The organism is Stappia sp. G46H5W (genome assembly GCF_058448995.1).
The window spans coordinates 306,194-329,897 of sequence record NZ_JBZFLL010000001.1 but is presented as its reverse complement, the minus strand read 5'-3'; the positions used below and the strand labels follow the sequence as shown (position 1 = coordinate 329,897).

23 protein-coding genes are annotated in these 23,704 nt (G+C 67.8%); 10 read left to right on the top strand and 13 right to left on the bottom strand.

Going from position 1 to position 23,704, the window contains the following annotated elements:
* Positions 1 to 29 precede the first annotated feature (29 nt).
* Genes wrbA through ACVJ6E_RS01265 form a run of 3 tightly spaced genes read left to right on the top strand, consistent with a single transcriptional unit; the run spans position 30 to position 2,274 of the window.
* Complete coding sequence (gene wrbA, locus ACVJ6E_RS01275) at positions 30 to 656, top strand: NAD(P)H:quinone oxidoreductase (RefSeq protein WP_067340278.1); 627 nt, start codon at positions 30 to 32, stop codon at positions 654 to 656.
* The gene (locus ACVJ6E_RS01270; RefSeq protein WP_120270806.1) at positions 653 to 1,876 is read left to right on the top strand and encodes an MFS transporter; all 1,224 of its coding nucleotides are present in this window, start codon (positions 653 to 655) and stop codon (positions 1,874 to 1,876) included. Before wrbA ends, ACVJ6E_RS01270 begins: the two co-directional genes overlap by 4 nt.
* Positions 1,873 to 2,274, top strand: coding sequence for a VOC family protein (locus tag ACVJ6E_RS01265; protein WP_120270807.1), 402 nt, complete (start codon positions 1,873 to 1,875; stop codon positions 2,272 to 2,274). Before ACVJ6E_RS01270 ends, ACVJ6E_RS01265 begins: the two co-directional genes overlap by 4 nt.
* A gap of 30 nt (positions 2,275 to 2,304) precedes the next feature.
* Here ACVJ6E_RS01265 and ACVJ6E_RS01260 read toward each other — a convergent pair whose 3' ends face one another.
* Positions 2,305 to 3,633: an aminotransferase-like domain-containing protein gene (locus ACVJ6E_RS01260; protein ID WP_120270808.1), complete on the bottom strand. Its 1,329-nt coding sequence runs from the start codon at positions 3,631 to 3,633 to the stop codon at positions 2,305 to 2,307.
* 84 nt (positions 3,634 to 3,717) lie between these two features.
* Between ACVJ6E_RS01260 and ACVJ6E_RS01255 the strand changes: the two genes are divergently transcribed.
* From ACVJ6E_RS01255 to ACVJ6E_RS01235, 5 genes are all read left to right on the top strand, one after another.
* On the top strand, positions 3,718 to 4,347 hold the full coding sequence (locus ACVJ6E_RS01255; RefSeq protein ID WP_120270906.1) for a LysE family translocator: 630 nt from the start codon (positions 3,718 to 3,720) through the stop codon (positions 4,345 to 4,347).
* Between the two features lie 100 nt (positions 4,348 to 4,447).
* Complete coding sequence (locus ACVJ6E_RS01250) at positions 4,448 to 4,876, top strand: carboxymuconolactone decarboxylase family protein (protein ID WP_199681563.1); 429 nt, start codon at positions 4,448 to 4,450, stop codon at positions 4,874 to 4,876.
* A gap of 22 nt (positions 4,877 to 4,898) precedes the next feature.
* Complete coding sequence (sigJ, locus tag ACVJ6E_RS01245) at positions 4,899 to 5,768, top strand: RNA polymerase sigma factor SigJ (protein ID WP_120270907.1); 870 nt, start codon at positions 4,899 to 4,901, stop codon at positions 5,766 to 5,768.
* Complete coding sequence (locus ACVJ6E_RS01240; RefSeq protein WP_120270810.1) at positions 5,765 to 7,216, top strand: MFS transporter; 1,452 nt, start codon at positions 5,765 to 5,767, stop codon at positions 7,214 to 7,216. The genes sigJ and ACVJ6E_RS01240 overlap by 4 nt, the downstream gene beginning before the upstream one ends.
* A gap of 47 nt (positions 7,217 to 7,263) precedes the next feature.
* The gene (locus tag ACVJ6E_RS01235; RefSeq protein WP_120270811.1) at positions 7,264 to 7,794 is read left to right on the top strand and encodes a GNAT family N-acetyltransferase; all 531 of its coding nucleotides are present in this window, start codon (positions 7,264 to 7,266) and stop codon (positions 7,792 to 7,794) included.
* 209 nt (positions 7,795 to 8,003) lie between these two features.
* Here the strand turns inward: ACVJ6E_RS01235 and ACVJ6E_RS01230 are convergent, their stop codons facing one another.
* The 6 genes from ACVJ6E_RS01230 to ACVJ6E_RS01205 all read right to left on the bottom strand — a co-directional run bounded on the left by ACVJ6E_RS01230 (position 8,004) and on the right by ACVJ6E_RS01205 (position 14,503).
* The gene (locus ACVJ6E_RS01230; RefSeq protein WP_120270812.1) at positions 8,004 to 8,297 is read right to left on the bottom strand and encodes a GIY-YIG nuclease family protein; all 294 of its coding nucleotides are present in this window, start codon (positions 8,295 to 8,297) and stop codon (positions 8,004 to 8,006) included.
* A 58-nt stretch (positions 8,298 to 8,355) separates the two neighbouring features.
* Positions 8,356 to 10,026: a formate--tetrahydrofolate ligase gene (locus tag ACVJ6E_RS01225; protein ID WP_120270813.1), complete on the bottom strand. Its 1,671-nt coding sequence runs from the start codon at positions 10,024 to 10,026 to the stop codon at positions 8,356 to 8,358.
* A 154-nt stretch (positions 10,027 to 10,180) separates the two neighbouring features.
* Complete coding sequence (gene sseA / locus ACVJ6E_RS01220; RefSeq protein ID WP_120270814.1) at positions 10,181 to 11,023, bottom strand: 3-mercaptopyruvate sulfurtransferase; 843 nt, start codon at positions 11,021 to 11,023, stop codon at positions 10,181 to 10,183.
* 38 nt (positions 11,024 to 11,061) lie between these two features.
* The gene (locus tag ACVJ6E_RS01215) at positions 11,062 to 11,775 is read right to left on the bottom strand and encodes an alanyl-tRNA editing protein (RefSeq protein ID WP_120270815.1); all 714 of its coding nucleotides are present in this window, start codon (positions 11,773 to 11,775) and stop codon (positions 11,062 to 11,064) included.
* A gap of 99 nt (positions 11,776 to 11,874) precedes the next feature.
* Positions 11,875 to 13,326, bottom strand: coding sequence for a cardiolipin synthase (gene cls, locus ACVJ6E_RS01210; RefSeq protein ID WP_120270816.1), 1,452 nt, complete (start codon positions 13,324 to 13,326; stop codon positions 11,875 to 11,877).
* Positions 13,327 to 13,462: 136 nt separating this feature from the next.
* On the bottom strand, positions 13,463 to 14,503 hold the full coding sequence (locus ACVJ6E_RS01205; RefSeq protein WP_120270817.1) for a cysteine synthase A: 1,041 nt from the start codon (positions 14,501 to 14,503) through the stop codon (positions 13,463 to 13,465).
* 363 nt (positions 14,504 to 14,866) lie between these two features.
* On the opposite strand from ACVJ6E_RS01205, the gene ACVJ6E_RS01200 reads away from it, so the two are divergent.
* Both ACVJ6E_RS01200 and ACVJ6E_RS01195 read left to right on the top strand, forming a co-directional pair.
* The gene (locus tag ACVJ6E_RS01200) at positions 14,867 to 15,511 is read left to right on the top strand and encodes a ChrR family anti-sigma-E factor (protein WP_120270818.1); all 645 of its coding nucleotides are present in this window, start codon (positions 14,867 to 14,869) and stop codon (positions 15,509 to 15,511) included.
* A gap of 144 nt (positions 15,512 to 15,655) precedes the next feature.
* Positions 15,656 to 16,483 (top strand): SDR family NAD(P)-dependent oxidoreductase, encoded by an 828-nt coding sequence (locus ACVJ6E_RS01195; RefSeq protein ID WP_120270819.1) that lies wholly within the window; start codon positions 15,656 to 15,658, stop codon positions 16,481 to 16,483.
* 25 nt (positions 16,484 to 16,508) lie between these two features.
* Here ACVJ6E_RS01195 and ACVJ6E_RS01190 read toward each other — a convergent pair whose 3' ends face one another.
* From ACVJ6E_RS01190 to ACVJ6E_RS01165, 6 genes are all read right to left on the bottom strand, one after another.
* Positions 16,509 to 17,852 (bottom strand): MFS transporter, encoded by a 1,344-nt coding sequence (locus tag ACVJ6E_RS01190; protein WP_120270820.1) that lies wholly within the window; start codon positions 17,850 to 17,852, stop codon positions 16,509 to 16,511.
* Between the two features lie 3 nt (positions 17,853 to 17,855).
* On the bottom strand, positions 17,856 to 19,085 hold the full coding sequence (locus tag ACVJ6E_RS01185; protein WP_120270908.1) for an SAM-dependent methyltransferase: 1,230 nt from the start codon (positions 19,083 to 19,085) through the stop codon (positions 17,856 to 17,858).
* Between the two features lie 34 nt (positions 19,086 to 19,119).
* A complete protein-coding gene (locus tag ACVJ6E_RS01180; RefSeq protein WP_120270821.1) occupies positions 19,120 to 19,956 on the bottom strand; it encodes a DUF1365 domain-containing protein in 837 nt (278 codons plus the stop codon).
* Positions 19,953 to 21,257, bottom strand: coding sequence for an FAD-dependent oxidoreductase (locus ACVJ6E_RS01175; protein ID WP_120270822.1), 1,305 nt, complete (start codon positions 21,255 to 21,257; stop codon positions 19,953 to 19,955). The genes ACVJ6E_RS01180 and ACVJ6E_RS01175 overlap by 4 nt, the downstream gene beginning before the upstream one ends.
* Positions 21,258 to 21,273: 16 nt before the next feature.
* Positions 21,274 to 22,743, bottom strand: coding sequence for a cryptochrome/photolyase family protein (locus ACVJ6E_RS01170; protein WP_120270823.1), 1,470 nt, complete (start codon positions 22,741 to 22,743; stop codon positions 21,274 to 21,276).
* A gap of 246 nt (positions 22,744 to 22,989) precedes the next feature.
* Complete coding sequence (locus tag ACVJ6E_RS01165; RefSeq protein ID WP_208996897.1) at positions 22,990 to 23,673, bottom strand: single stranded DNA-binding domain-containing protein; 684 nt, start codon at positions 23,671 to 23,673, stop codon at positions 22,990 to 22,992.
* Positions 23,674 to 23,704 lie beyond the last annotated feature (31 nt).

Genomic DNA, 23,704 nt, shown 5'->3' with positions numbered 1-23,704 from the left:
CATTCGCAATCAGACGTGAGGTTGAAACGATGGCCAAGGTTCTCGTGCTCTACTACTCCTCCTACGGTCACATCGAGACGATGGCCGAAGCGGTGGCCGACGGCGTCCGCCAGGCCGGCGCGTCCGTCGCCATTCGCCGGGTGCCCGAGCTGGTGCCCGAGGCGGTCGCCGAGAAGTCCGGCTACAAGGTCGACCAGGGGGCGCCGGTCGCCACCGTCGCGGAGCTGGCCGACTACGATGCGATCATCGTTGGAACGCCGACGCGGTTCGGCAACATGGCCTCGCAGATGAAGAACTTCCTCGACCAGACCGGCGGTCTCTGGTTCGAGGACAAGCTGGTCGGCAAGGTCGGCAGCGTCTTCACCTCGACCGGCAGTCAGCACGGGGGGCAGGAGACGACCATCCAGTCCACCCAGACAGTGCTGTTCCACCTCGGAATGATCATCGTGGGCCTGCCCTACAGCTTCAAGGGGCAGATGCGGATGGACGAGATCACCGGCGGCTCGCCCTATGGCGCCTCGACGCTGGCGGATGACGGCAACGGCGGGCATCGCGACCCGAGCGAAAACGAACTCGACGGCGCGCGCTTCCAGGGACGGCATGTCGCGGAGATCGCACTGGCTCTTGCCGCCGGGCGGCAGGGCAGGGCGGCGTGACGACCGCCGCAGCAAGGCCGGAGCCGTCCGTCACCAGATGGGCGGCCGTCGGCCTGATCGTCGGGGCCGGGATCGTCGCGGCGCTGCAGGTGGGCAAGGCGCCCATCGCAGCGCCCTTGCTGGAAGGCGATCTCGGCATAAGCCTTGCGGCGCTGGGCTGGCTGACCGGCGTCTTCGCCCTGATCGGGCTGGTCGGGGGCATCCCGACCGGGGCGCTGGTCGGCAGTCTCGGCGCGCGCCGGGTCCTGGTCGCAGGGCTGCTGGTCACGGCGGCGGGCGCGGCAGCCGGGGCGCTGTCCGCAGGTCTTGCGATGCTCATGGTCTCGCGGATCGTCGAAGGTGCGGGGTTCCTGCTGATCATCGTCGCCGCACCGTCGCTGCTCGGGCGCGTCTCCCGGCCCGGCGACCGGGATCTCGCCTTCGCGCTGTGGAGCTGTTTCATGCCGCTCGGCTTGGCGGCGGCGATGCTGGTCGGGCCGATGTTCGACGACTGGCGCGCGATGTGGTGGGCGAGCGGCGGGCTGGCCCTGGCGCTCTGCCTGCTGGTGCCGCTCGTTGTGCCGGTCTCCCGCGAGCGCCACGCCTGGTCATGGCGGCACCTGCGGGACGAGACGGCGGCGGTCTTCGGCAATGCCGGGGCGGTCGGGCTCGCCGTCTCCCTCGCGCTCTACAGCCTGATGTTCTTCGCGCTGTTCAGCTTCCTGCCGGTGCTGCTGATGGAGCAGATGGGCGTGTCCCACCGCACCGCCGGGCTGCTCGGCGCGCTGGCCTCCGCCGTCAACGTGATCGGCAACCTGGCGGCGGGCGTGATGCTGTCGCGGGGCGTCAGCCGGCCGGCGCTGCTGATCGGGGCCTGCCTGGTCATGGGAGCGGCAAGCCTCGGCATCTTCCTGCCCCTGCTGCCGGCAACTGCGACGTTTCTCCTGTGCGTGCTGTTCTCGGCCGTCGGCGGCCTGATCCCGGCAACCATCCTGTCGTCCGCTCCGATCGTCGCCTCCTCGGCCGCCCTGGTGCCCGTGGTGATCGGCCTGATCGTTCAGGGCAACAATCTGGGACAGATCCTCGGCCCCGTTGCCGTCGGCAGCGCCATCGAGCGGTTCGGCTGGAGTTCGGCGGCGGTCATCGTTGCCGGCGCGGCCCTGATGGGAACAGCCGTGGTGGTCGCCTATGCGCATCGGCTCGCGGTGCCGAATTCCGAAAGAAAGGGAGGCTCCCGATGAGCATCAACCTCGACCACACGATCCTGCCGGCGAAGGACGCAAAGGCCTCGGCCCTGTTCCTGGCAAAGATCCTGTCGCTGCCGGAACCGAGGGAATGGGGGCCGTTCTGGGTGGTCACCACCGACAACGGCGTCAACCTCGACTACATGGAACAGAAGGGGGAACAGGCGGGAGACGTCGCCGCGCGGCACTACGCCTTTCTGGTGGACGAGGCGAGCTTCGACGCGATCCTGGCGCGGATCGAAACGGCCGGCCTGCCGTACTGGGCGGACCCGGCCAGAACCAAGCCGGGACTGAACCGGCACGACGGCGGGCGCGGGCTCTATTTCGACGATCTCAACGGGCACCTGCTCGAGGTGATCACGCGGCCCTATGGCAGCGGCGGCTGGCAGCCCTGAGGCTCCGGCCCCAAGGGGCGCCGAAGCCGGTCACTCGACCTGGTCCGGCGAGGACGCGGCAAGGGCGTTCAGCACGTCGAGACTGTCGGCCAGAACGCCCAGGGGCGGCGAGGCGAGGGCGAGGCGAACGGCGTTTGGCGCATGGCCCGGCGAGACGGCGAAGGCGCTGCCGGGAACGACGGCGATGCCCCGCCGGGCCGCGAACATCGCGAATGTGTCCGCGCGCCAATGGTCGGGCAGGGTGGCCCAGACGTGATAGGCGCGCGGATCGCCGTCGATCCTCAGGTTGCCGAGATGCCGGCGGGCGAGGGTGTTGCGGGACATGGCGTCCTCGCGCTTCAGCTCGCCGATCCGGTGTGCGCTGCCATCGGACATCATCTGCAGGCCGAGGGCGAGGGGAAAGCCCGACGGCCCCCAGCAGCCGCTGCGCACGCTCGAGATGATCTGCCCGCGCATGTGAAGCGGGGCTGCGATGAAGCCCGCGGTGGTGCCGGGGGCAATCCGCTTGGAGAGACTGTCGACCAGCACGGCATGCGCCGGCGCGTAATGGGCGAGCGGTTCTTCGTCGGTCAGAAAACCGTAGATGCCGTCCTCGATGGCGACGAGGCGCGTGGTCTCGAGAACCGCCGCGATCTCCCGGCGGCGTGCCGCATCCATCGTCGTGCCAACCGGGTTCTGCAGGCTCGGCTGCACATAGAGGCCGCTGAGCGGGGCGGCCGCGTGCGTGCGCAGGATCGCATCCGGCAGCATGCCCTGCCTGTCGCAGGCAATCGGCACCAGGATGATCCCGAGGCGGGCGGCCAGCCCCTTGAAGACCGGGTAGGTCAGCGCCTCCACCCCGAAGCGGCTGCCCGGTGGTGCGAGGGCGGAGAGGGTTGCGGCGATGGCCTGCCGGCCGTTGCCGGCGAAGACGATGGCCTCCGGATCCGCCCGCCAGGCGACCCGGCGCAGATGATCGGCAACGATGGCGCGCGCCGCCGGCGTGCCCGTCGCCCCGATCGGCCGCGACACGTCCTCCATCGCGCTGCCCTGCAGCAAGGCGGCAACGGCGCGTCCCGTCATCGCCGCTTGCTCGTCGACGATGGGGAAGTTGAGCTCCAGGTCTATCGCGGCCGTTGCCGGCTCGGTGAGCGCAGGGGCCTGTCGCGAGGTCGGCAGGCGGACGAAGGTGCCGCGGCCGGTCTCGCCGGTCACCAGCCCGCGCCGTGCAAGCTCGGAATAGACGCGTGCCGCGGTCGATGCCGCAATGCCGCGCCGATAGGCGAATTCGCGTTGCGGCGGCAGCCGCTCTCCCGGCTTCAGCTCGCCCGACATGATCTGGGCGCTGAGCGCGTCGGCGATTTCCCTGAAGCCGTGCATCTATATTGCTCCGAGTGCAATGTTGAAATTGCACCGAGATTGTGAATGAACGAGGCTGCCTTCGCAACAGGCCGGAGGCATATCGTGGCCACGAGCACCAATCTTGCAGCGTTCGCTCTCGTCTCGTTCGGGATGGTGATCACCCCCGGACCCAACATGATCTACCTGATCAGCCGCTCGATCCTGCAGGGCAGCGTCGCGGGCTTCATCTCGCTGTTCGGCGTGATCGCGGGCTTCGTCTTCTACATGCTGTGCGCGGCCTTCGGCGTGACGGCCATCGTGCTGGCGGTGCCCTTCGCCTTCAAGGCGATCCAGTTCGCCGGCGCTGCCTACCTGCTGTATCTCGCCTGGCGCGCGGTCAAGCCCGGTGCGGGCTCGGTCTTCCAGCCGCGCACCGACCTTCCCGTCGATCCGCCGCTGCGCCTGTTCACCATGGGCTTCGTCACCAATCTGCTCAATCCGAAGATCGCGCTGCTCTACATGTCGCTGCTGCCGCAGTTCCTCGACCTGGAGAAGGGCAACCTGCTGGCCCAGAGCGTGCTGCTGGGGAGCGTGCAGATCATGGTGAGCTTTGCGGTGAACGCGGCAATCGTGCTCGCCGCCGGCTGGGTGGCGCGCTGGTTTGCCACCCGTCCGGGCTGGATGCGGGTGCAGCGCTGGGCGATGGCGTCGGTGCTGACGGCGCTCGCCCTGAGCGTCGTCACCGCCCGCTAGCAGCGCATGGGCACGCCTTGCCGGAGATTTTCCGGCGGGCACGTCACAAACCGGCCGGCTCAATCGTCAAGCGGGTATGCCCAAGCCAATGGAGCTTACGATGACGACCAAGCCGGTAAATCACTACAAGAACGTTCCCGATGTCTTCGGGGCGCTGGAGAATGTCCACGGGGCCATCGATGTGCACGGCCTCGACCGGATGCTGCACCATCTGGTGCAGCTGCGGGCCTCGCAGCTCAACGCCTGCGCCTATTGCGTCAAGATGCATACCAAGGAAGCGCGCGACGACGGCGAGACCAACGAGCGGCTGGACCGACTGACCGTGTGGGAGCATGTCGGCGACTTCACCGCCAAGGAGCGCGCCGCGCTCGCCTGGACCGAGGCGCTGACCCAGCTCGACCGCAAGACCGACTACGGTGTGTTGCGTGCCCAGCTGCGCGAGCACTTCAGCGACACGGAGATCAGCGCATTGACCGCGACGGTCGCGATGATCAACCTTTGGAACCGCATCCAGGTCTCGACGCACTGACATGCAGCCCTCCGACACAGCCTTGTTCGAAGAACGGCGACCGTTCCTGACAGGTCTGGCCTATCGCATCCTCGGCTCGCGCGCCGAAGCCGAGGATGCGGTTCAGGACACCTACCTGAAATGGCAGACAAGCGAGCGCGCGACCATCTCCAACCCTGCCGGCTGGCTCACCGCCGCCTGCACGCGCCGGTGCATCGACATGCTGAGGTCCGCCCGCCGCGCGCGGGTGGACTATGTGGGTGCGTGGCTGCCGGAGCCGATCCAGACGATGACCGAAGATGGCCCGGAAGAGGCGGCAGACCTGTCGTCGACGCTCTCGCTCGCCTTCATGCTGGTGCTGGAACGGCTCGCCCCGAAGGAACGGGCCGCCTATCTCCTGCGCGAGATCTTCGACCAGCCCTACGAGGACGTGGCGGTCGCGCTGAACGTGAGCGAGGCGGCCTGTCGCAAGCTGGTGTCCCGCGCGCGCAGCCGCATCGGCCGGGAAGAGCCCGGCGCCGCCGTGCCGAAAGCCCGCCAGGACGCGCTGCTTGCCGCCTTCCAGGCTGCCATCATGACCGGAAGCACGGCGCAGCTCGCCAGTTTGATGCGCGAAGACATCGAGCTGAAGACGGACGGCGGCGGCAAGGTACAGGCCCTGCTGCAGCCGCTTTCGGGCAAGGCCGACGTGCTGGCCTTCGTCGGCGGAACGCTCGGCGAATACTGGTCCCGCTACGAGTGGCGGCACATCGACATCAACGGCGCGCGCGGGGCGCTGGTCCTCGACGGGCCGGAGATCGTCGCGTCGGTGAGCCTTGCCTGCGATGCCGAGGGGCGCCTGACCGGCATCTACATCATGCGCAATCCGGACAAGCTGGCGCGCCTCGGCGATGCCGAAAGGACGATCCAATGACCGATGCGCGTGTCGTCACAGCCTCGCCCGGCTGGGCGGACTTGCTGTCCGGTGGCAATCTTGTCCGCTCGCTCGCCCTGAGCGGCGGCGTCGCCCTGCATGCCGTCAATCTCTACATTTCGACGACGATCCTGCCGACCGTGGTGCGCGAGATCGGCGGGCTGGATTTCTATGCCTGGAACACGACGCTGTTCGTGATCGCCTCGATCCTCGGTGCGGCGCTGTCCTCTCCGGTTTTGGCGCAGACCGGCCCGCGCGGCGGCTATGTCGTGGCGGCGGCGGTCTTCATCGTCGGGACGCTGGCCTGCGCCGCGGCCGGATCGATGCCGGCGATGCTCGCCGGCCGCTTCGTGCAGGGCCTGGGCGGCGGCATCCTGCTGGCGCTGGCCTATGCGATGGTCCGGCGGGTCTATCCCGAGCCGCTCTGGCCGCGCGCGCTGGCGCTGCTGTCCAGCATGTGGGGCATTGCCACCCTGCTCGGGCCGGCGGTGGGCGGCATCTTCGCCGAACTCGACCTGTGGCGCGGGGCCTTTCTCATCCTGGTCCCCTTCGCAGCCCTGATCGCTTGTGCCGCGTTTCTGGTCCTGCCGCGGCGTGCGGCGGACGAAAAGGGCGCCGAGCCGTTGCCTCTCGTCCAGCTCGCGCTGCTGACGATTGCCGTCTTCGCCGCCTCGTGGGGTGGGATCGGCGAGACTATCGTGTCGACCGTCACGGGAATGCTGGCCGCCCTGGTGCTGGTGGTGCTGTTCGTCGTGGTGGAGCGCAGATCGGCGAGAAAGCTGCTGCCGGCAGAGACATTCAGGCTGCCCGGCGCGCTCGGGAGCCTCTATGCGACCTCGGCGCTACTGGCCATGACCGTCACCTGTACGGAGATCTTCCTGCCGCTGTTCCTGCAGGAGCTGCATGGCCGCTCGCCGCTGGAGGCCGGCTATATCGCGGCGGTGATGTCGGCGGGCTGGACGGCTGCCGCGATCTTCGCCTCCGGGTTTCAGGGCGCGCGCCGCACCCTTGCGGTGCGGGCCGGGCCGGTCCTGTCGCTCGCCGCGATGATCGCCCTGGCGCTCGTTCTGCCTGTAGCCGGTCCTGTCTCCGGTCCGGCGGGCGACTGGCTGCGGCTCGCCCTGATCTGTGCCGCGCTGATTGCCGGCGGGGCGGGCGTCGGGCTCGCCTATCCGCATCTGTCGGCGATGGTCCTGCAGGTGGCGCCGCCCGAGGAGGCGGACAACGCGGCCTCGTCGATCATGACGGTGCAGCTCTGCGCCACCGCCTTCGGTGCGGCCATCGCCGGGCTTGCGGTCAATCTGGCCGGCGCGGGCGCGCCATCCGGTGGTATGGATGTGGCCAATGCGGCACGCTGGCTGTTTGTGACCGTGGCGCTCGCCCCGCTGCTCTGCATCCTCGCGATGCGCAGCGCATCGTTCCGGCAGGCGTCCCTGCGATCCCGGTAAGGGACCGCAGGGGGGCCTTTCCGACCGCAGACTTGAAGGGAATTGCAATGTCTGTCGCATTCGTCGAGCCGTATCCTGGATTGCTCGAGCGCCTGCTGCCGGTCGCACGGCAGATCTTCACCGACACGTTCGCTGAGCGCTACGACACGGCTGCATTCGAGGTGTATTGCGACGAGGTCTATCGGCCCGGCGGGGCCATGTCGCAGGACTTCGAGGCACCTGACATACGCTGGCTGGTGGCGGTGAGCGCGGGGCAGCCGATCGGCTATGCCAAGCTGAGGCCGCTTCGCGCGCCAGCGCTCGACGCCGAGCCGGGCGCGCTGGAGCTGCAGCAGCTCTACGTCCTGCGCGACTGGCAGGGCAGGGGCGTCGCCGACCGGCTGATGACATGGGCGCTGGAGACCGCCGCCGCAGAGGGGACGGGAGAGGTCTACCTGACCGTCTTCGATCACAACGAGCGGGCGAAACGCTTCTACACCCGCTACGGGTTCAGGGAAGTCGGGCGCTGCACGTTCCAGCTCGGCGAGCGGATCGACGACGACCGGATCTGGCGCGTGCGCCTGCCGGCCCGCCGTTGAGGCGGCCACCTTCTCCGCTGTCATGCCTGCGAAGGCAGGCATCCAGTATCCGCTGGCGGCCGTGGTGACGCGAAAGGGTCGGGGGCTTCTTCGCGGTGTTTACGGCTTGAGCGGAAACGTCCGGGGTTACTGGGTCCCGGTCTTCGGCTGCGCCGAAACCGGGACGACAGGCGGAGGGCGGGGTGCTGCCTGCCTGTCTTTATGGTCGGCTACGGAAGGCCGTGAAAGAGGTCGCGCCAGTCGGGGTTATGTTCTTCGATGAGCCTTATCTTCCAGGCTCGTTTCCAGCGCTTGATCTGCTTTTCGCGCCGAATGGCGGCTTTGACATCGGTATGATGTTCGAAATAGACAAGGTGGGTGACGTCGTGGCGGGAGGTGAAGGAGCGCGCGATCTTGTCGCGATGCTCCGAAACCCGGCGTGCAACGTCGTTGGTAACCCCCGTGTAGAGGGTCCCGCCGACGCCGCTGGCCAGGATGTAGACATAGTAGTTGTGATCGCGCATTCGCCCCACCCCGTTGGCGTTGCCCGATCACCCCTCGGCCGCCCCGCCGGGGCGGCGCCTAGAACAGGCCTTCGATCTGGCCGTCCGCATCCAGGCGGATGTGGTTGGCGGAGGGGACCTTCGGCAGGCCGGGCATGGTCATGATCTCGCCGCAGATCGCCACGACGAAGCCGGCACCGGCCGAAAGGCGTACCTCGCGCACCGGCACGATGTGGCCGGTCGGCGCACCGCGCAAGGTCGGGTCGGCGGAGAAGGAATACTGCGTCTTGGCCATGCAGACCGGCAGATGGCCGAAGCCGTCCGCCTCCCAGCGCTCCAGCTGGTCGACGACCGACTTGTCGGCGGCAACGCCGTCGGCGCGGTAGATCTTGCGGGCGATGGTCTCGATCTTCGCCAGGAGCGGCATGTCATCGGGATAGATCGGCGCGAAGTTGGACGACCCGCCCTCGACCATCTCGACCACCTTGCGGGCGAGCGCCTCGGTTCCCTTCGAGCCGTCCGCCCAGTGGCGGCACAGCACCGCCTCGACGCCCTGCTCGGCGGCATAGGCCTGGAGCGCGGCAACCTCCGCATCCGTGTCGCTGACGAAGTGGTTGATGGCGACGACCACCGGCAGGCCGAAGCTCTTCACGTTCTCGATGTGGCGGCCGAGATTGACGCAGCCGCGCACAAGCGCCTCGACATTCTCCTCACCCAGCGCCTCGCGGCCGACGCCGCCGTTCATCTTCAGCGCCCGGACGGTCGCGACGATGACCGCCGCGTCGGGCTTGAGGCCCGCCTTGCGGCACTTGATGTCGAAGAACTTTTCCGCGCCGAGATCGGCGCCGAAGCCGGCCTCGGTGACCACATAGTCGGCGAGTTTCAGCGCGGTTCTGGTGGCAATCACCGAGTTGCAGCCATGGGCGATGTTGGCGAAGGGGCCGCCATGCACGAAGGCCGGGTTGTTCTCCAGCGTCTGCACGAGGTTCGGCTGCATCGCCTCCTTGAGCAGGACGGTCATGGCGCCGTCCGCCTCCAGGTCGCGCGCGGTGACCGCGCTGCGGTCGCGGCGATAGCCGACGATGATGTCGCCGAGGCGCTTCTGCAGGTCGGCGAGATCGCTGGCGAGGCAGAGGATCGCCATGATCTCGGAGGCGACGGTGATGTCGAAGCCGGCCTCGCGCGGGAAGCCGTTGGCGACGCCGCCGAGCGAGGAGACGATCTGGCGCAGCGCCCGGTCGTTCATGTCCATCACCCGCCGCCAGGTAACGCGCCGAGTGTCGATCTGCAGCGCGTTGCCCCAGTAGATGTGGTTGTCGATCAGCGCCGAGAGCAGGTTGTGGGCGGAGGTGATGGCGTGGAAGTCGCCGGTGAAGTGGAGGTTGATGTCCTCCATCGGCACCACCTGGGCGTGGCCGCCGCCGGCAGCTCCCCCCTTCATGCCGAAGCAGGGGCCGAGCGAGGGTTCGCGCAGGCAGATCGCCGCGCGCTTGCCGATGCGGTTGAGCCCGTCGCCGAGGCCCACCGTGGTCGTGGTCTTGCCCTCGCCGGCGGGCGTCGGGTTGATGGCGGTGACCAGCACCAGCTTGCCGTCCGGCCGGCCGGACAGACCCTTGATGAAGTCGGAGCGGACCTTTGCCTTGGTCGATCCGTAGCTTTCCAGCGCGTCCGCCGGAATGTCGAGCCTGGCGCCGATCTCGGTGATCGGCTTCAGACTGGCTGCGCGGGCAATCTCGATGTCACTGGCCATGGCAAACTGTCCTCTCCCCGGGCGGTCGTTTCATCTGCCGCCGTCTATCGTTCGATTTGGAAAGCCAATCCTAAAGGCTGAGGGCAGGGCCGACTGTTTGCGAACCGACATGGCGGCATCGCGCAATCGTCGTCCTGCGGGTGAAAAGCTGCGATCAGTCGTCGCCGGTGGCGAGCGGCATGTCCTCGCGTCCGCCCCATTCCGTCCAGGACCCGTCATAGACGGCGGAGCGGTCGTGACCGGTGATGGCGAGCGCCAGCGACAGGATCGCGGCGGTAACGCCGGAGCCGCAGCTGGTGATGACGGGGCGCGAGCGGTCGATGCCGGCCGCGTCGAAGGCGGCGGCAAGATCCTCGGCCGGCTTCAGGCGGCCGTCTTCCATCAGCTCGGTGAAGGGCAGGTTCAGCGCGCCGGGCATGTGGCCGCTGCGAAGCCCTGCGCGTGGCTCCGGATCGCGGCCGGCGAAACGACCGCGCGAGCGCGCGTCGAGGACCTGCTGGCCGCCCTGCAGCGCCTTGGCCACCTTGTCGAGATCGGCGACGAGACCGTTGTTGAGCCGGGCGGTGAAGTGGCGCTCGCCGCGCGGGGCGGGCGCGCCATCCTCGATCGGGCGGCCTTCCGCCTTCCACTTGGGCAGGCCGCCGTCGAGCACGAAGACCTGGCTGACGCCCATGGCGCGGAACATCCACCATACGCGGGCGGCCGAATAGAGCCCGACGCCGTCATAGACGACGATGGTTTGGCCGTCGCCGATGCCCATGCTCCGCATCATCGAGGAGAAGACATGCGCAGGCGGCAGCATGTGCGGCAGGTCGCTGGTCTTGTCGGCGACCGCGTTGACGTCGAAGAACACCGCGCCGGGAATATGGCCTTGCGGATATTCAGGCGGCACGTCCGGCTGGCCCACCGGCGGCAGCCAGGCATTGACGACGACGACATCCGGCGAGGCCATCTTGTCGGCCAGCCACTGGGTCGAGACGAGCGGGGAAAGCGCCATTCTTGAAAGCCTCGCTTGAGCGATGGAACGGGAGAGCGTCAGTCGACGAGCTGGATGCGCACGCGCCGGTTCTGACGGCCCTTCTTCTCGATCTTGGTGACGGCGAGCGGGCCGATCTCCGAGGTGCGGCTGACATGGGTGCCGCCGCAGGGCTGCAGGTCGACATCGCCGATGCGGACCAGCCGCACGCGCCCGCTGCCCATCGGCGGCTTGACGCTCATGGTCTTGACCATCTCGGGCTTGGCCAGCAGCTCTTCGTCGGTGATCCAGTCGGTGGTGACCGCATGGTCGGCGGCGGCGATCTCGTTGACCTTCGCCGCGACCTCGTCCTTGTCCGGGCTGCCCTCGGGCAGGTCGAAGTCGAGACGGCCTTCGCCCTCGCCGATCTGGCCGCCGGTGACGGGGAAGGGCAGGACGACGGAGAGCAGGTGCAGCGCGGTGTGCACGCGCATCATGCGGTAGCGGCGGTCCCAGTCGAGATGCAGCACGATCTCGTCGCCGACGGCAGGGAGCGTCTCCCCTTCGGCCGGAACATGGACGATCTGGCTGCGGTCCTCGCCATAGACGGTGGTGGCGATGGCGATCTGGCGGCCGTCGGCAAGCTCGATGCGGCCGCTGTCGCCGGGCTGGCCGCCGCCGGTCGCATAGAAGACGGTCCGGTCGAGTACGATGCCGCCGCGATCGGTGATGGCGGTCACCCGCGCATCGCAGCTGCGCAGATAGGCATCGTCTCGAAAAAGCAGTTCCGTCATGAGAAGTCCCCGGTCGGTCAGCCGTGATTCAGGCAGGAGCGCCAGCCTATCCGATCGGCACCGGCAATCAACCATCCGCGGCGGTAAGGCGCGGCGCGGTCAAAGGATCGGCGAGAACAGCCGCGCGGCCTGGGCAATGAGGCGGAAGGCGAAGGAGCGCACCTCCAGATCCTCCGGCGTCGTCGGGCGGGAATTGGCGAAATCGCGCTCCAGCATCCGCTCCACCTTGTTCACGGAACGCTCGTGGGTGAACCACAGCGTCACCTCGAAATTGATGTGGAAGGAGCGGGAATCGAAGTTCACCGTGCCGATGCCGGCGAGCGCGTCGTCGACCAGGATCACCTTCTGGTGCAGGAAGCCGGAGGAGTAGCGATAGACCTTGATGCCGTAGTCGACCATGTCGTCGGCATGGGCATAGCTCGCCAGCCAGACCAGCCGGTGGTCGGCCTTTTCGGGGAGCAGGATGCGCACGTCGACGCCGCGCATGGACGCGGCCATCAGCGCGGTCTGCATCGCCTCTTCCGGCACGAAATAGGGACTGACGATCCACAGCCGCTCGCGCGCCCTGGCGATGGCCTCGGAAAAGGCGATGGCGCAGTCGTCGAAGCGGTCCGCAGGACCCGTCGGCATCACCAGCACCGGCTCGTCGCCCGGCTGGGGGATCGGCACCGGCAGATAGGGACGGATCGGCGTGCCGGTGGCCCAGTGCCAGTCCTCGCAGAAGGAGAGGGCGCAGGCGATGGCCGCCGGGCCCACCACCTTCACATGGGTGTCGCGCCAGTGGCCGAATTCCTTCGACAGGCCGACATATTCATCGCCCACATTGTGCCCGCCGACCCAGGCGGCCTCGCCGTCGACCACGACGATCTTGCGGTGGTTGCGGTAGTTGAGCCGCATCGGCCCGGTGAAGCGCAGCCACTTGTGGCGCTGGTTGAAGCCGGCGATCTGGACGCCGGCCTCGCGCAGCCGGCGGCGGTAGCTGCGCGGCAGGCTCTTGGAGCCGACATCATCGTAGAGGACATGGACCCGCACGCCCGCCCTGGCACGCTCGGTCAGCACCTCGGCAAGGCGCTGGCCGAGGCCGTCGTCGCGGATGATGAAGAACTGGACCAGTACCTCGTGGCGGGCCTTGGCAATGCCGGCGAAGATGGACTCGAACGTGTCCGGCCCGTCGACCAGCAGCTCCACCGAGTTGCCGGCCAGGAACGGCACCTGGGCGATGCGGGTGAGCACCGGCCAGCTGGTGCTGGTGGTGGCATCGGCAAGGCGCAACTCGCCGGCGCGCGCGGCGCGGGTGGTGCGGCCGGCATAGGTGCGGACCTCGCCGTAATCCTCGAAGCGCTTCCAGCCGAAGACGAGGTAGAGGAAGGCGGTGGGGAAGGGCAGGAACAGCAGCGACAGGAGCCACGCGATCGAGCCCTGCGAGGTGCGCGAATGCAGCACCTCGCGCACGGCGCACACGGCGGCAAGCGTGTAGAGCGCGAAGGTGAGCGCGGCGATGATCGGAAGGTTGGCGACGAGCGCCTCGGCGAGATCGAAGTCGCGGATCATCTCAACTCGGAGGTGAAAAGGGTCGGGGGAAGACGGTAGGCAGGAACCTGCCCGAATACAAGGCAGGCCTACCCCTTATGATCCGCTTCCCGCCCCCTTGCGCCGCCTTCCGCAGCGTCCCGCTCAGGTCACCTTCTCAGGCGACCTGCTCGAACGGGGCGGCGATGGTGCTCGGCTTTTCCAGCCAGCCCGGGACCGGCAGGTCCTTGGAGCGCAGGAAGTCCGGGTTGAACAGCTTCGACTGGTAGCGGTTGCCGTAGTCGCACAGGATGGTGACGATGGTGTGCCCGGGGCCCATCTCACGCGCCATGCGGATGGCGCCAGCGACATTGATGCCGGAGGAGCCGCCAAGGCACAGGCCCTCGTGCTCCAGCAGGTCGAAGACGACCTGAACCGCCTCCGCATCCGGGATCTGGAACGGCATGTCGACCGGCGCATCCTCCAGATTGGCGGTGATGCGGCCCTGGCCGATGCCCTCGGTGATCGAGGAACCTTCCGCCTTCAGCTCGCCATGGGCGTAATAGTTGTAGAGCGCCGCGCCCATCGGATCGGCAAGGCCGATGCGGATCTTCGGATTGAACTGCTTCAGCGCCATGCCGACGCCGGCCAGCGTGCCGCCCGAGCCAACGGCGCAGACGAAGCCGTCGACCTTGCCGTCCGTCTGGCGCCAGATCTCCGGCCCTGTCGTCTCGATATGGGCCTGCCGGTTGGCGACATTGTCGAACTGGTTGGCCCAGATCGCGCCGCTGGATTCCGTCTTGGCCAGCTGCTCGGCAAGGCGGCCGGACAGCTTCACGTAGTTGTTGGGATTGCGGTAGGGCACCGCCGGCACCTCGACCAGCTCCGCACCGGCGAGCCGCAGCATGTCCTTCTTTTCCTGGCTCTGGGTCTCGGGGATGACGATCACCGAGCGGTAGCCGAGCGCATTGCCGACCAGTGCCAGGCCGATGCCGGTGTTGCCGGCCGTGCCCTCGACGATGACGCCGCCGGGCCGCAGGGCGCCGCGCGCCTCCGCATCGCGGACGATGTAGAGGGCGGCACGGTCCTTGACCGACTGGCCGGGGTTCATGAACTCGGCCTTGCCGTAGATCTCGCAGCCGGTCAGCTCGGAAGCCCGGTTCAGGCGGATCAGCGGCGTGTTGCCGATTGCGTCGATCACGGAGGTCTTGATGTCCATCGCTCGTTCCGTCCGTTCCAGGGGGCGGCACTCCCTGCAGAAGGAGCGGGCCGCGTATCAAGTGGGCCGGCAGGGTAGGCCGGAGGGGGCCGGGCCTTCAAGCGAACCCGTGCCATTTGTCTGGCCTTCGTTGATAATCCTTTCGGCCCTGTTCTACAAAGTTGGTCGATAAATCATCACAGTCCACGTAAGCTTGGAATCGTATGCTTGCGATGATCCGCTGCGGGACTGGCGTCGTATCACTGGCAAAGGATCTCCGGACACGACCGCACCGTCATTCGGGATGTATTGGCGCGGAGCCGTTCGTGGAGTATGAGCGATGAGACGCGGCCTTGGGGGTGCCGCGACAGGGATTGGATTGGAATGGACGCATCACGCGAACAGTTCGACGCGCTGCTGGCCGGATATGTGGCCGGCACGCTGGCCGAACCTGCAAGACTGCTTGTGCGGAGCCATCTCGACCTGTCGCCGGTCAATCGCGGTTTCGTCCGCGATCTTGAGGCTGCAGGCGGAGCGATGCTGGAAGATATCGCGCCGGTAGGGATCGACAACCGCGACGCCATGCTGGCGGCGATTTTCGCATCCCCTGCCGAGGAGCCGATCTCGGTGCCGCAGATGGTCACCAGAACGAGGCTGCCGCAGCCGCTCTTCGACTTCATCGGCAAGGATGTGGCGGAGATCCCCTGGAGGACCAAGATTCCGGGGCTGAAGGAGTACAAGGTCGCGGAGATGGACGGCTGCAGCGCCAGCCTGCTGTGGATCCGCGCCGGCATGGCGATGCCCTCGCACACCCATCACGGCACCGAGCTTACCCTGGTGCTGGAAGGCGGGTTCTCCGATCTCCACGGACACTACATCCGCGGCGATGTCGCCTATGCGGACGATGATATCGATCATCGCCCGGTGGCCGACGACGACGAGGACTGCATCTGCTTCGCCGTCACGGAAGGCAGCCTGCGCCTGACCGGCCCGATCGGCCGGCTGTTCGCACCGTTCATGCGCGGCTGAGCCGCCGCAAATCCGGGCGACCCCGTCCCGGCCGGACCCAGACGGGATCCGGCCGGAAAAATCTCCTTTGTCTTTCCGAACCTTCGAGGCGATCCGTCGGCGTCCGCCTGCCGTAAACCCTGAACAACAGGATGGAGGCAGACGATGAGCGCGAGAGCGATCGGGGCCGTTGCTCCGCAGGACGGCGTGGCCTGGGTGACCGGCGCAAGCTCCGGCATCGGGGCGGAACTGGCGCTCGAGCTGCAGCGGCACGGCTGGACCGTGGCGGTGACGGCGCGCTCGGCCGATGCGCTGCACGACCTTGCCGCACGCGCGCTGCCGGGTGCCATTCTGCCGATGCCGGGCGACGTGACGGATGCAGCCCGCATGGCCGAGATCGTTGCGGAGCTGGAAGAGCGCCATGGCGGCATCGCGCTCGCGGTGCTGAACGCCGGTGTCTACCTGCCGGTCGACGGGACCGATCCGGACCTTTCCGCCTTCCACACCTCCTTCGACGTCAATCTCAAGGGCACGGCCAACGCCCTGGTGCCGCTGGTGAACGCGATGAAGCCGCGCCGACGCGGCCAGATCGCCATCGTCGCCTCGGTGGCGGGCTATAGCGGGTTGCCGACCTCGGCGGCCTATGGGGCGACCAAGGCGGGCCTGATCAATCTGGCGGAGTCGATGAAGTTCGACCTCGACCGGCTCGGCATCTGCCTGCAGGTGATCTCGCCGGGCTTTGTCGATACGCCGGCGACGAAGGACAATCCCTTTCCCATGCCGCACTTGATGAGCGTGGAGGCGGCCGTCGCCGAGCTGATCAAGGGGCTGGAGGACCCGGCCGACTTCGAGATCTCGTTCCCCAAGCGCTTTACCCGGCAGCTGAAGCTGCTGCGCATGCTGCCCTACCGGCTGTATTTCCCCCTGATCGCCCGCAGCACCGGCTGGTCGCGCAAGGGAGATCCGGCGGCAGAGCCGACGGACAAGGCGTAGGGCCGGCGGTCGTCGCGCCGGCAGGTCATGCCGGCGGGTTTGGCACGGCCTCCCGCGCGGCGAGGGAGCGGGCAAGATCCGCATGCGCGCCCGCATCGAGCGGGAAGTTCCACATCAAGGCGATGGCGACGAGCTTGAGGGCGACAGGTACGAGCGCATAGAGCGCGACCAGCATGCCGAGACCGCTGTCTCCGGTGCCTTCCGCGACAAAGCCGGCAAGGTCGAGCAGCGGAAAGGCAAGGCCCACGGCAAGCGCCAGCGACAGTTTGGTCGCAAGCCCCCACAGCGCGAAATAAAGCCCGGATCGCCGGCTGCCGGTCGCAAGGCGGTCGACATCGATCACGTCCGCCTGGATCGCGGAAGGGAGGGCGAGATCGGCGCCGAGGGCAAGGCCGGTGAGGACGCAGATCGCCGCGAAACCGAGAAGGTCGCCCGGGCCGAGCAGCGGCACCAGGGCGAAGATCGCGCAAGCGCCCAGCATGGCGAACGACCAGCTGCGATGCTTGCCGAGCCGCCTCGAGACGGCGATCCACAGCGGCACCCCGGCAATGCCGCAGAAGAAGTAGAGGAACAGGAACGGCCCCTGCATCTGCGGGGCTTCCAGCACCCGCGCCACGAAGAACAGGAAGAGGGTGGCCGGCAAGCCATTGGCAAAGCCGTTGACGACGAAGGCAATGAGCAGGCGCACGAAGGGCCGGTTGGCAGCCAGATGGGCAAGGCCCTGACGCAGGCCGGGCAGGGCACGGGTCGCCTCCGCCGGCTCCGGCAGGGCGCGGATCGCCACAACGACCGCAAGGGGAAGCGACAGCGCGACGAGCCAGGCCAGCACGGCAAGCGCATCGCCCTGGCTGCCGGCCCCGCTCGCCTCCACCAGCGCCGGCACCGAGATCGCGACCAGTGTGCCGACCAGCACCATCCCCTCGCGCGCGCCGGCGACACGGCTGCGGCCGTGATAGTCGTCGGCAAGCTCCGCCCCCCAGGCGGTGTAGGGGATGATCGCCGCCGTATAGCCGAGCGAGAGCGCAAGGCCCCAGCCCAGCAGATAGGCCCAGCCGGCGTCGGCCGGCGGCGTCAGGATCATGAAGGCCGCGAGCGCGGCGGGAAGGGCGGCGAGCGCCAGCCAGCCGCGCCGCCGGCCGAGCGGCGGGTGGAAGCGGTCAGCGGCAAGCCCCACGAGAGGATCGGAGATCGCATCCGCGAGCCGCACGATCAGCAGGATGAAACCGACCTGCGCCAAGGGCATGCCGATGGCACCGGCATAGTAGCTGGGCAGGATGACGTAGAGCGGCAGGGTGAGCGCTGCCAGCGGCAGCGCCGGTCCCGCATAGGCCGCAAGTTGCCCCCATGACGGGCCCGGCGCTGGCGCCATGTGTCAGCGCGCCTTTTCGTAGATCATCTGGCGCACGTCGATATTGCCCGAGCGGAAGCCGGCCTCGCAGTAGTGGAAGTAGAACTCCCACAGCCGCTTGAACCGGTCGTCGAAGCCGAGCGGGCGGATGCGCGGCCAGGCGTCCCAGAAGCGCTGGCGCCACTCCTCCAGCGTGCGGGCATAGTCGTGGCCGAAGATACGCTGGGCGGCGAGCTTCAGCCCGCTGCGGTCGCCGAGCGCTTCCAGCTCGCCCGGCGGCGGCAGCATGCCGCCCGGAAAGACGTGGCGCTGGATGAAGTCCGGCGTGCGGCGGTAGTCGTGGAACAACTTGTCCTGGATGGTGATGATCTGCAGGCCGGCGCGCCCGCCGGGCTTGAGGCAGTTCGACACGGTCTGGAAGTAGGTGCTCCAGTATTCTTCGCCGACCGCCTCGAACATCTCGATGGAGGCGACGCGGTCGTACTGCTGGCGCTCGTCGCGATAGTCCTGCAGCTTGAGCGTCACCCGGTCGGCAAGGCCTGCATCCTGAATGCGCTTGGAGGCGAAGTCGAACTGCTCGCGCGAGATGGTGAGGCCGGTGACCTTGGCGCCGATCTCGCTCGCGACGAATTCGGCAAAGCCGCCCCAGCCGCAGCCGATCTCCAGCACATGGTGATCGGGCGTGATGCCGCTTTCCTCCGCCAGCGCCCGGTACTTGCGCTTTTGCGCCTGTTCCAGGTCGTTGACGCCGCCGTCGTAGAGCGCCGAGGAATAGGTCATCGTGGGATCGAGCCACTCCCGGTAGAAGGCATTGCCGAGATCGTAGTGGGCCGAGATGTTCCGCCGCGAGCCGGAGCGAGTGTTGCGGTTCAGCCAATGGCGGAAACGCACCATCATGCGGAAGATCGGGCTGCCGCGCAGCATATCGGCGGTGGCATCGCGGTTGCGGCAGAACAGCTCCAGGAACGTGGTGACGTCGGAACTGGTCCACTCGCCGACCATGTAGCTTTCGCCGACGCCGATATCCGACCCGCTGAGCAGGCGGCGGATGAAGCGCCAGGAATGGATGCGTACCTCGGCCTCCGGTCCGGGCAACTCGCCGCGGATCAGGAAGCGCTTGCCCTCGGGGGTCTCAATGCTCAGGGATCCGGCCTTGAGGTTGAGGGCGATGCGAAGGCCCAGGCGTGCGAGCCGGGGAAGTCCGGCCAGGGCCTGGCGGGCATTTTCAGGTGTGAGAACGATCGCAGTCGACATGGTCGGTCGCTCCTCGTCGGACAGCCGGGACATTTCAGCTACCCGTATATGCGTTGTGGCGTCGAATGGTTCCCGGACGTTGAGACGGCGAATGAAAAGGCGCGCCCTTCAGCCACAAACGGAGCGCCTCCCAGTGGATTCCGCCCACCACTTTGAGTGTCATGAACGGGATTTTCAAGCAGAGCGAGAGAAGCGCCCCGCTGCTCGCCGGTACCGCCGTGCCCGCGAAGGCGGCGGACAGAAGAGGTCCCGTTGCGTCACTTTCCAGGATGCGGATGCGCACCGCCTTGCCCGGCGGCAGCACGCGGAACGCATAGGTCTGTGCCATGTCGATGAAGGGAGAAACGTAGAAGGCCTTGGCGCGGGACTGGCGGATGCCCTCCGGCCCCCGCTGGCTCTCGCGCACCGGCTCGACATAGGTGTGAATGTCGCCGAACGTGTTGCGCACCTCGTAGACGAGGGCGAGAAGCTCGCCGGCTGCGTCATAGGCGAAATAGACCGACAGCGGATTGAACACGTAGCCGAGGATGCGCGGATAGCACAAAAGCAGGATCCGCGCCGGCGGCTCGTCGATCCCGCGCGCGGCCAGCAGCGTCTCGACATGGGCGCGCAAAGGGGTGCCGTCGCGCGGGCCGTGATCGGCCTCGTGGAAAGAGGCGAGGTTGAAGCGGCCGACAGAGAACAGGCGCGACTGCCGGTCCGCCTCGTCCAGCCGGTCGAGATCGACGAGCAGCGAGAAGACCGAATAGTCGAAGCGGTGGCCGAAGGGCTTCAGCCGGGCATGCATGACCTTGCCCGGATAGAGCACGGCGGCAGCCTCCGGCGGCGGGCCGTTGGCGTCCTGGGTCGTCGCCATGGGGCGCGTGGTCATTCGGCGGCCTCCGCAGTGCGCGCAACGCCGTCCGCGCCGACGCGCCAGGGGATCTCGCAGCCGATCGCCTCGGCGACCGAGAGGCCGGCGGCAAGGCCGTCCTCGTGGAAGCCGTATCCGCACCAGGCGCCGCAGAACCAGGTGTTGCGGTTGCCCTGGATCTGGCCGAGTGCCTTCTGCGCGGCGATGGCGGCCGCGTCGAACTGCGGATGATCGTACTCGAACCGGCCGAAAGTAAGGTCTTCGCTCGGCGGCTCCACCGGATTGAGGCTGACGAAGACCGGCTTGTCGCCGGGCAGGTTCTGCAGCCGGTTCATCCAGTAGGTGACCGAGGCATCGCGGTAGGGCGCGCCCGGATCGCTGGAGGCGATGTAGTTCCACGACGCCCAGACCCGGCGCCGTTGCGGCATCAGGGCGCGGTCGCGGTGCAAATAGACCTGGTTGGGCCGGTAGCGCACCGCGCCGAGGATGTTGCGCTCCTCCGGCGAGGCATCTGCCAGCATCGCCAGCGTCTGGTCGGTGTGGGAGGCGAGCACCACATGGTCGAAGACATCCTCGTGGCCGGACGTGTCGCGCACATGGACGCGGCCGCCGCGGCGGGTGACCTCGGCGACGGGCGTTGCCAGCCGCACCCGGCCCTGCAGCGGCGACAGTAGCCGCTCGACATAGCTGCGGCTGCCGCCCGAGACCGTGCGCCAGACCGGGCGGTCGCGGTTGACCAGCCGGTGGTTCTCGAAGAAGGCGATGAAGTTCTCCGCTGGGAAGGCGAGCATGTGGGCCGGCGGCGTCGACCAGATCGCGGCGCCCATCGGCAGCAGGTAGTCGCTGGCAAAGCACGGCGAGAACTTGCGCCGCTCCAGGTAGTCGGCAAGCGACAGGCCAGCGAGATAGCCGGAGGCGCGGTCGGCGACGCTCATGCGGTTGAAGCGCAGGATCTCGCGCAGCATCCACATGAAGCGCAGCGAGACGATGTTGCGCCGCTGGCCGAAGATGGTGCCGAGATTGCAGCCCGACCATTCCCGAACGCCGCCATCGAGCGAGAAGGAGAAGCTCATGTCGCTCGCCTCGGTGGCGACGCCGAGATGCTCGAACAGCGCGGTCAGGTTGGGATAGTTCAGCTCGTTGTAGACGATGAAGCCGGTGTCCACAGCCATCGGCGTGCCGTCATAGTCGATGTCCACCGTGGCGCTGTGGCCGCCGGGGCGCGCCCGCTTTTCGTAAAGCGTGACGTCGTGCCTCTCGCTCAGGGCCCAGGCGGCGCTGTTGCCGGCGATGCCGGAACCGATGACGGCGATGCGCATTGCGTATCCTTCTTCTTCAGGAAGCGTTTTTTATGGTCTGGAAGGCATCGAGGGCACGCTGGCGCGCCTTGGCATGCTCGACCATCGGTCGGGGATAGGTGTCGCCGAGGCGGATGCCGGCGCGCTCCAGCATCTCGCGCGGGGCCTCATGGGGCTTGTAGATGTGGGAGGCGGGCAGGCGGGCGAGCTCCGGCACCCAGCGCTTCACATAGATGCCGTCCGGGTCGAACTTCTCGCCCTGGCTGGTGGGGTTGAAGATGCGAAAGTAAGGGGCTGCATCGGCGCCGGAGCCTGCGACCCACTGCCAGCTGGCGGTGTTGTTGGCAGGGTCCGCGTCGACCAGCGTGTCCCAGAACCAGGCCTCGCCCTCGCGCCAGTCGATCATCAGGTGCTTGATCAGGAACGACGCGACGACCATCCGCACCCGGTTGTGCATGTAGCCGGTGTGCCAGAGCTCGCGCATGCCGGCATCGACCAGCGGATAGCCGGTCTGCCCCTTGGTCCAAAGGCGGAACTGCTCCGCATCCGACCGCCAGGGAAAGGCGTCGAAGCGCGGCTGGAAATTGGCGTGGCCGATGTCGGGGAAGTGGAACAGCAGATGGTAGGAAAACTCCCGCCAGCCGAGCTCTGCGCGGAACTTGTCCAGCTGCTTGTCGCTGATCTCCTCGCGCGCGGCGGCGCGGTCGCCGGCCGCATGCCAGATGCGCCGGGGCGAGATCTCGCCGAAGCGCAGATGCGGCGACAGCAGGGACGTCGCGTCCTCGCCCGGCATGTCGCGCTCGTCGGCATAGCGGCGCAGCCGGTTGTCGAGAAACGCCTCCAGCCGCTTGCGCGCACCGGCCTCGCCCGGCGTCCAGGTCTCGCGCAGGCCGCCAGCCCAGTCCGGACGCGAGGGCAGGGGAAGCAGCACATCGACCTCCTCGCCCTCAAGCGCGGGAGGCTGCGGCAGGGGCGTGGAGGGGGCCTTGAACTCCGTCGGCTGGGCCGGGGCGCCGCGCGCGTTCATCGCCCGGAAGAACGGGGAGAACACGCGGTAAGGCTGGCCCTCGCCGGTCTGAACGTCCCACGGCTCGGCCAAGAGCGCGCCGTTGAAGCTCTCGGCGACGAGACCGTCGTCGCGCAAGGCGGACTTCAGCTCCGTGTCGATGGCAATGCCGGGCGCGTCGTAACGCCGGTTCCAGACGATGCGCCCGGCACTGGCCTCGGACACCACCTGGCGCACGGTCTTGGGGGTGGGTCCCTTGCGCAGGACCAGGGGCACGCCGACCTTAGCAAGGTCCTCGGCCAGCGCCTTCAGCGACAGGTTCAGCCACCAGCGCGATGCGCCTCCCGGCGCGCGCGGCGCGTCCTTGCCTTGGTCGAGCACGTAAAGGGCAATGACGGGGCGCCCCTCTCCAACGGCTGCGGCAAGCGCAGGATTGTCGTCGAGGCGCAGGTCATCGCGGAACCAGACGACAATCGGGGAGGGACTGTCCTTTGAGGGCATATGGCGAATGTTCCGTCTTCAGCGGGTCTGTGCTCCTGGTTACGCCTTTCAGGGCCTGATGGATCAGCACTTTTTGCTGGGCCGGCAGGAAATGCGAGCAGGCCGGCGGCCAGAAACGAAAAACGGCTGCGCCGGGGGACGCAGCCGTTTTTCGGGTCGTGGCAGTCATGGTCCGGAGCCGGACACGCGGGGAAGCGGATTGCTCTGGCTCGGGCCGGTCAGTCGGTCGGTCGTGATGCGGTTCCCTCAGGCGCGGAACGGCTCGGTGATCCAGTTCCAGGCGACGGCGACACTGTCGGCAGCCGCGCCGAGGCTGGCGATGAGGGCGGTCCACACGGCATTACCGAACGCGGCGATGCGCATCATCGCGGTTGGTTCCGAGCGGGGCGTCTCCTCGATGAACTCGATCGTGGTCTGCAGGTTCGGGTCGTCGACGACGCGGCGGGTCACCACCAGGCGGGCGTCGGGTGCAACGCGGGACTGGTCGGTCTTGGCGACGCGCGTCTCCCCGTCCTGCGGGTCCGTCATGGCGCGCACGACGACGGCGCGGCCATCGGGCAAGAGGTGCGTCTCGTTCTGCGCGACTTCGCTGTCGTAGATGACTTCGCCGTGCTCGTCGATCAGCTCGACCCAGGCGGTCTTGCGGCCGTTGCGCTCGACCTCGCCGACCCAGATCGCGTAGGAGCTCTCGCCGTCGGTGCCCTGGGGCGTGCCGAGCGTGACCGCCAGGCGGTCCTCGGGAATGAGGAAAGTCTCGCGGTCGCTCTTCTGGAGGACCGTCTCCGCGGATTCAGCGCGCAGTTCGGATGCGGTCACCGCCGCAGCGATACCGATCACCGCCGCAATGGCCAGTCCAACATGCGCAGCACCGTGCCGCGAAGTCACACTGCGTGACTTTCCCGCAACGATATTCTTTGCAAGTTCAAACATTCGTCGCCTCCCAAGGCTGGGCGGTCCCGAG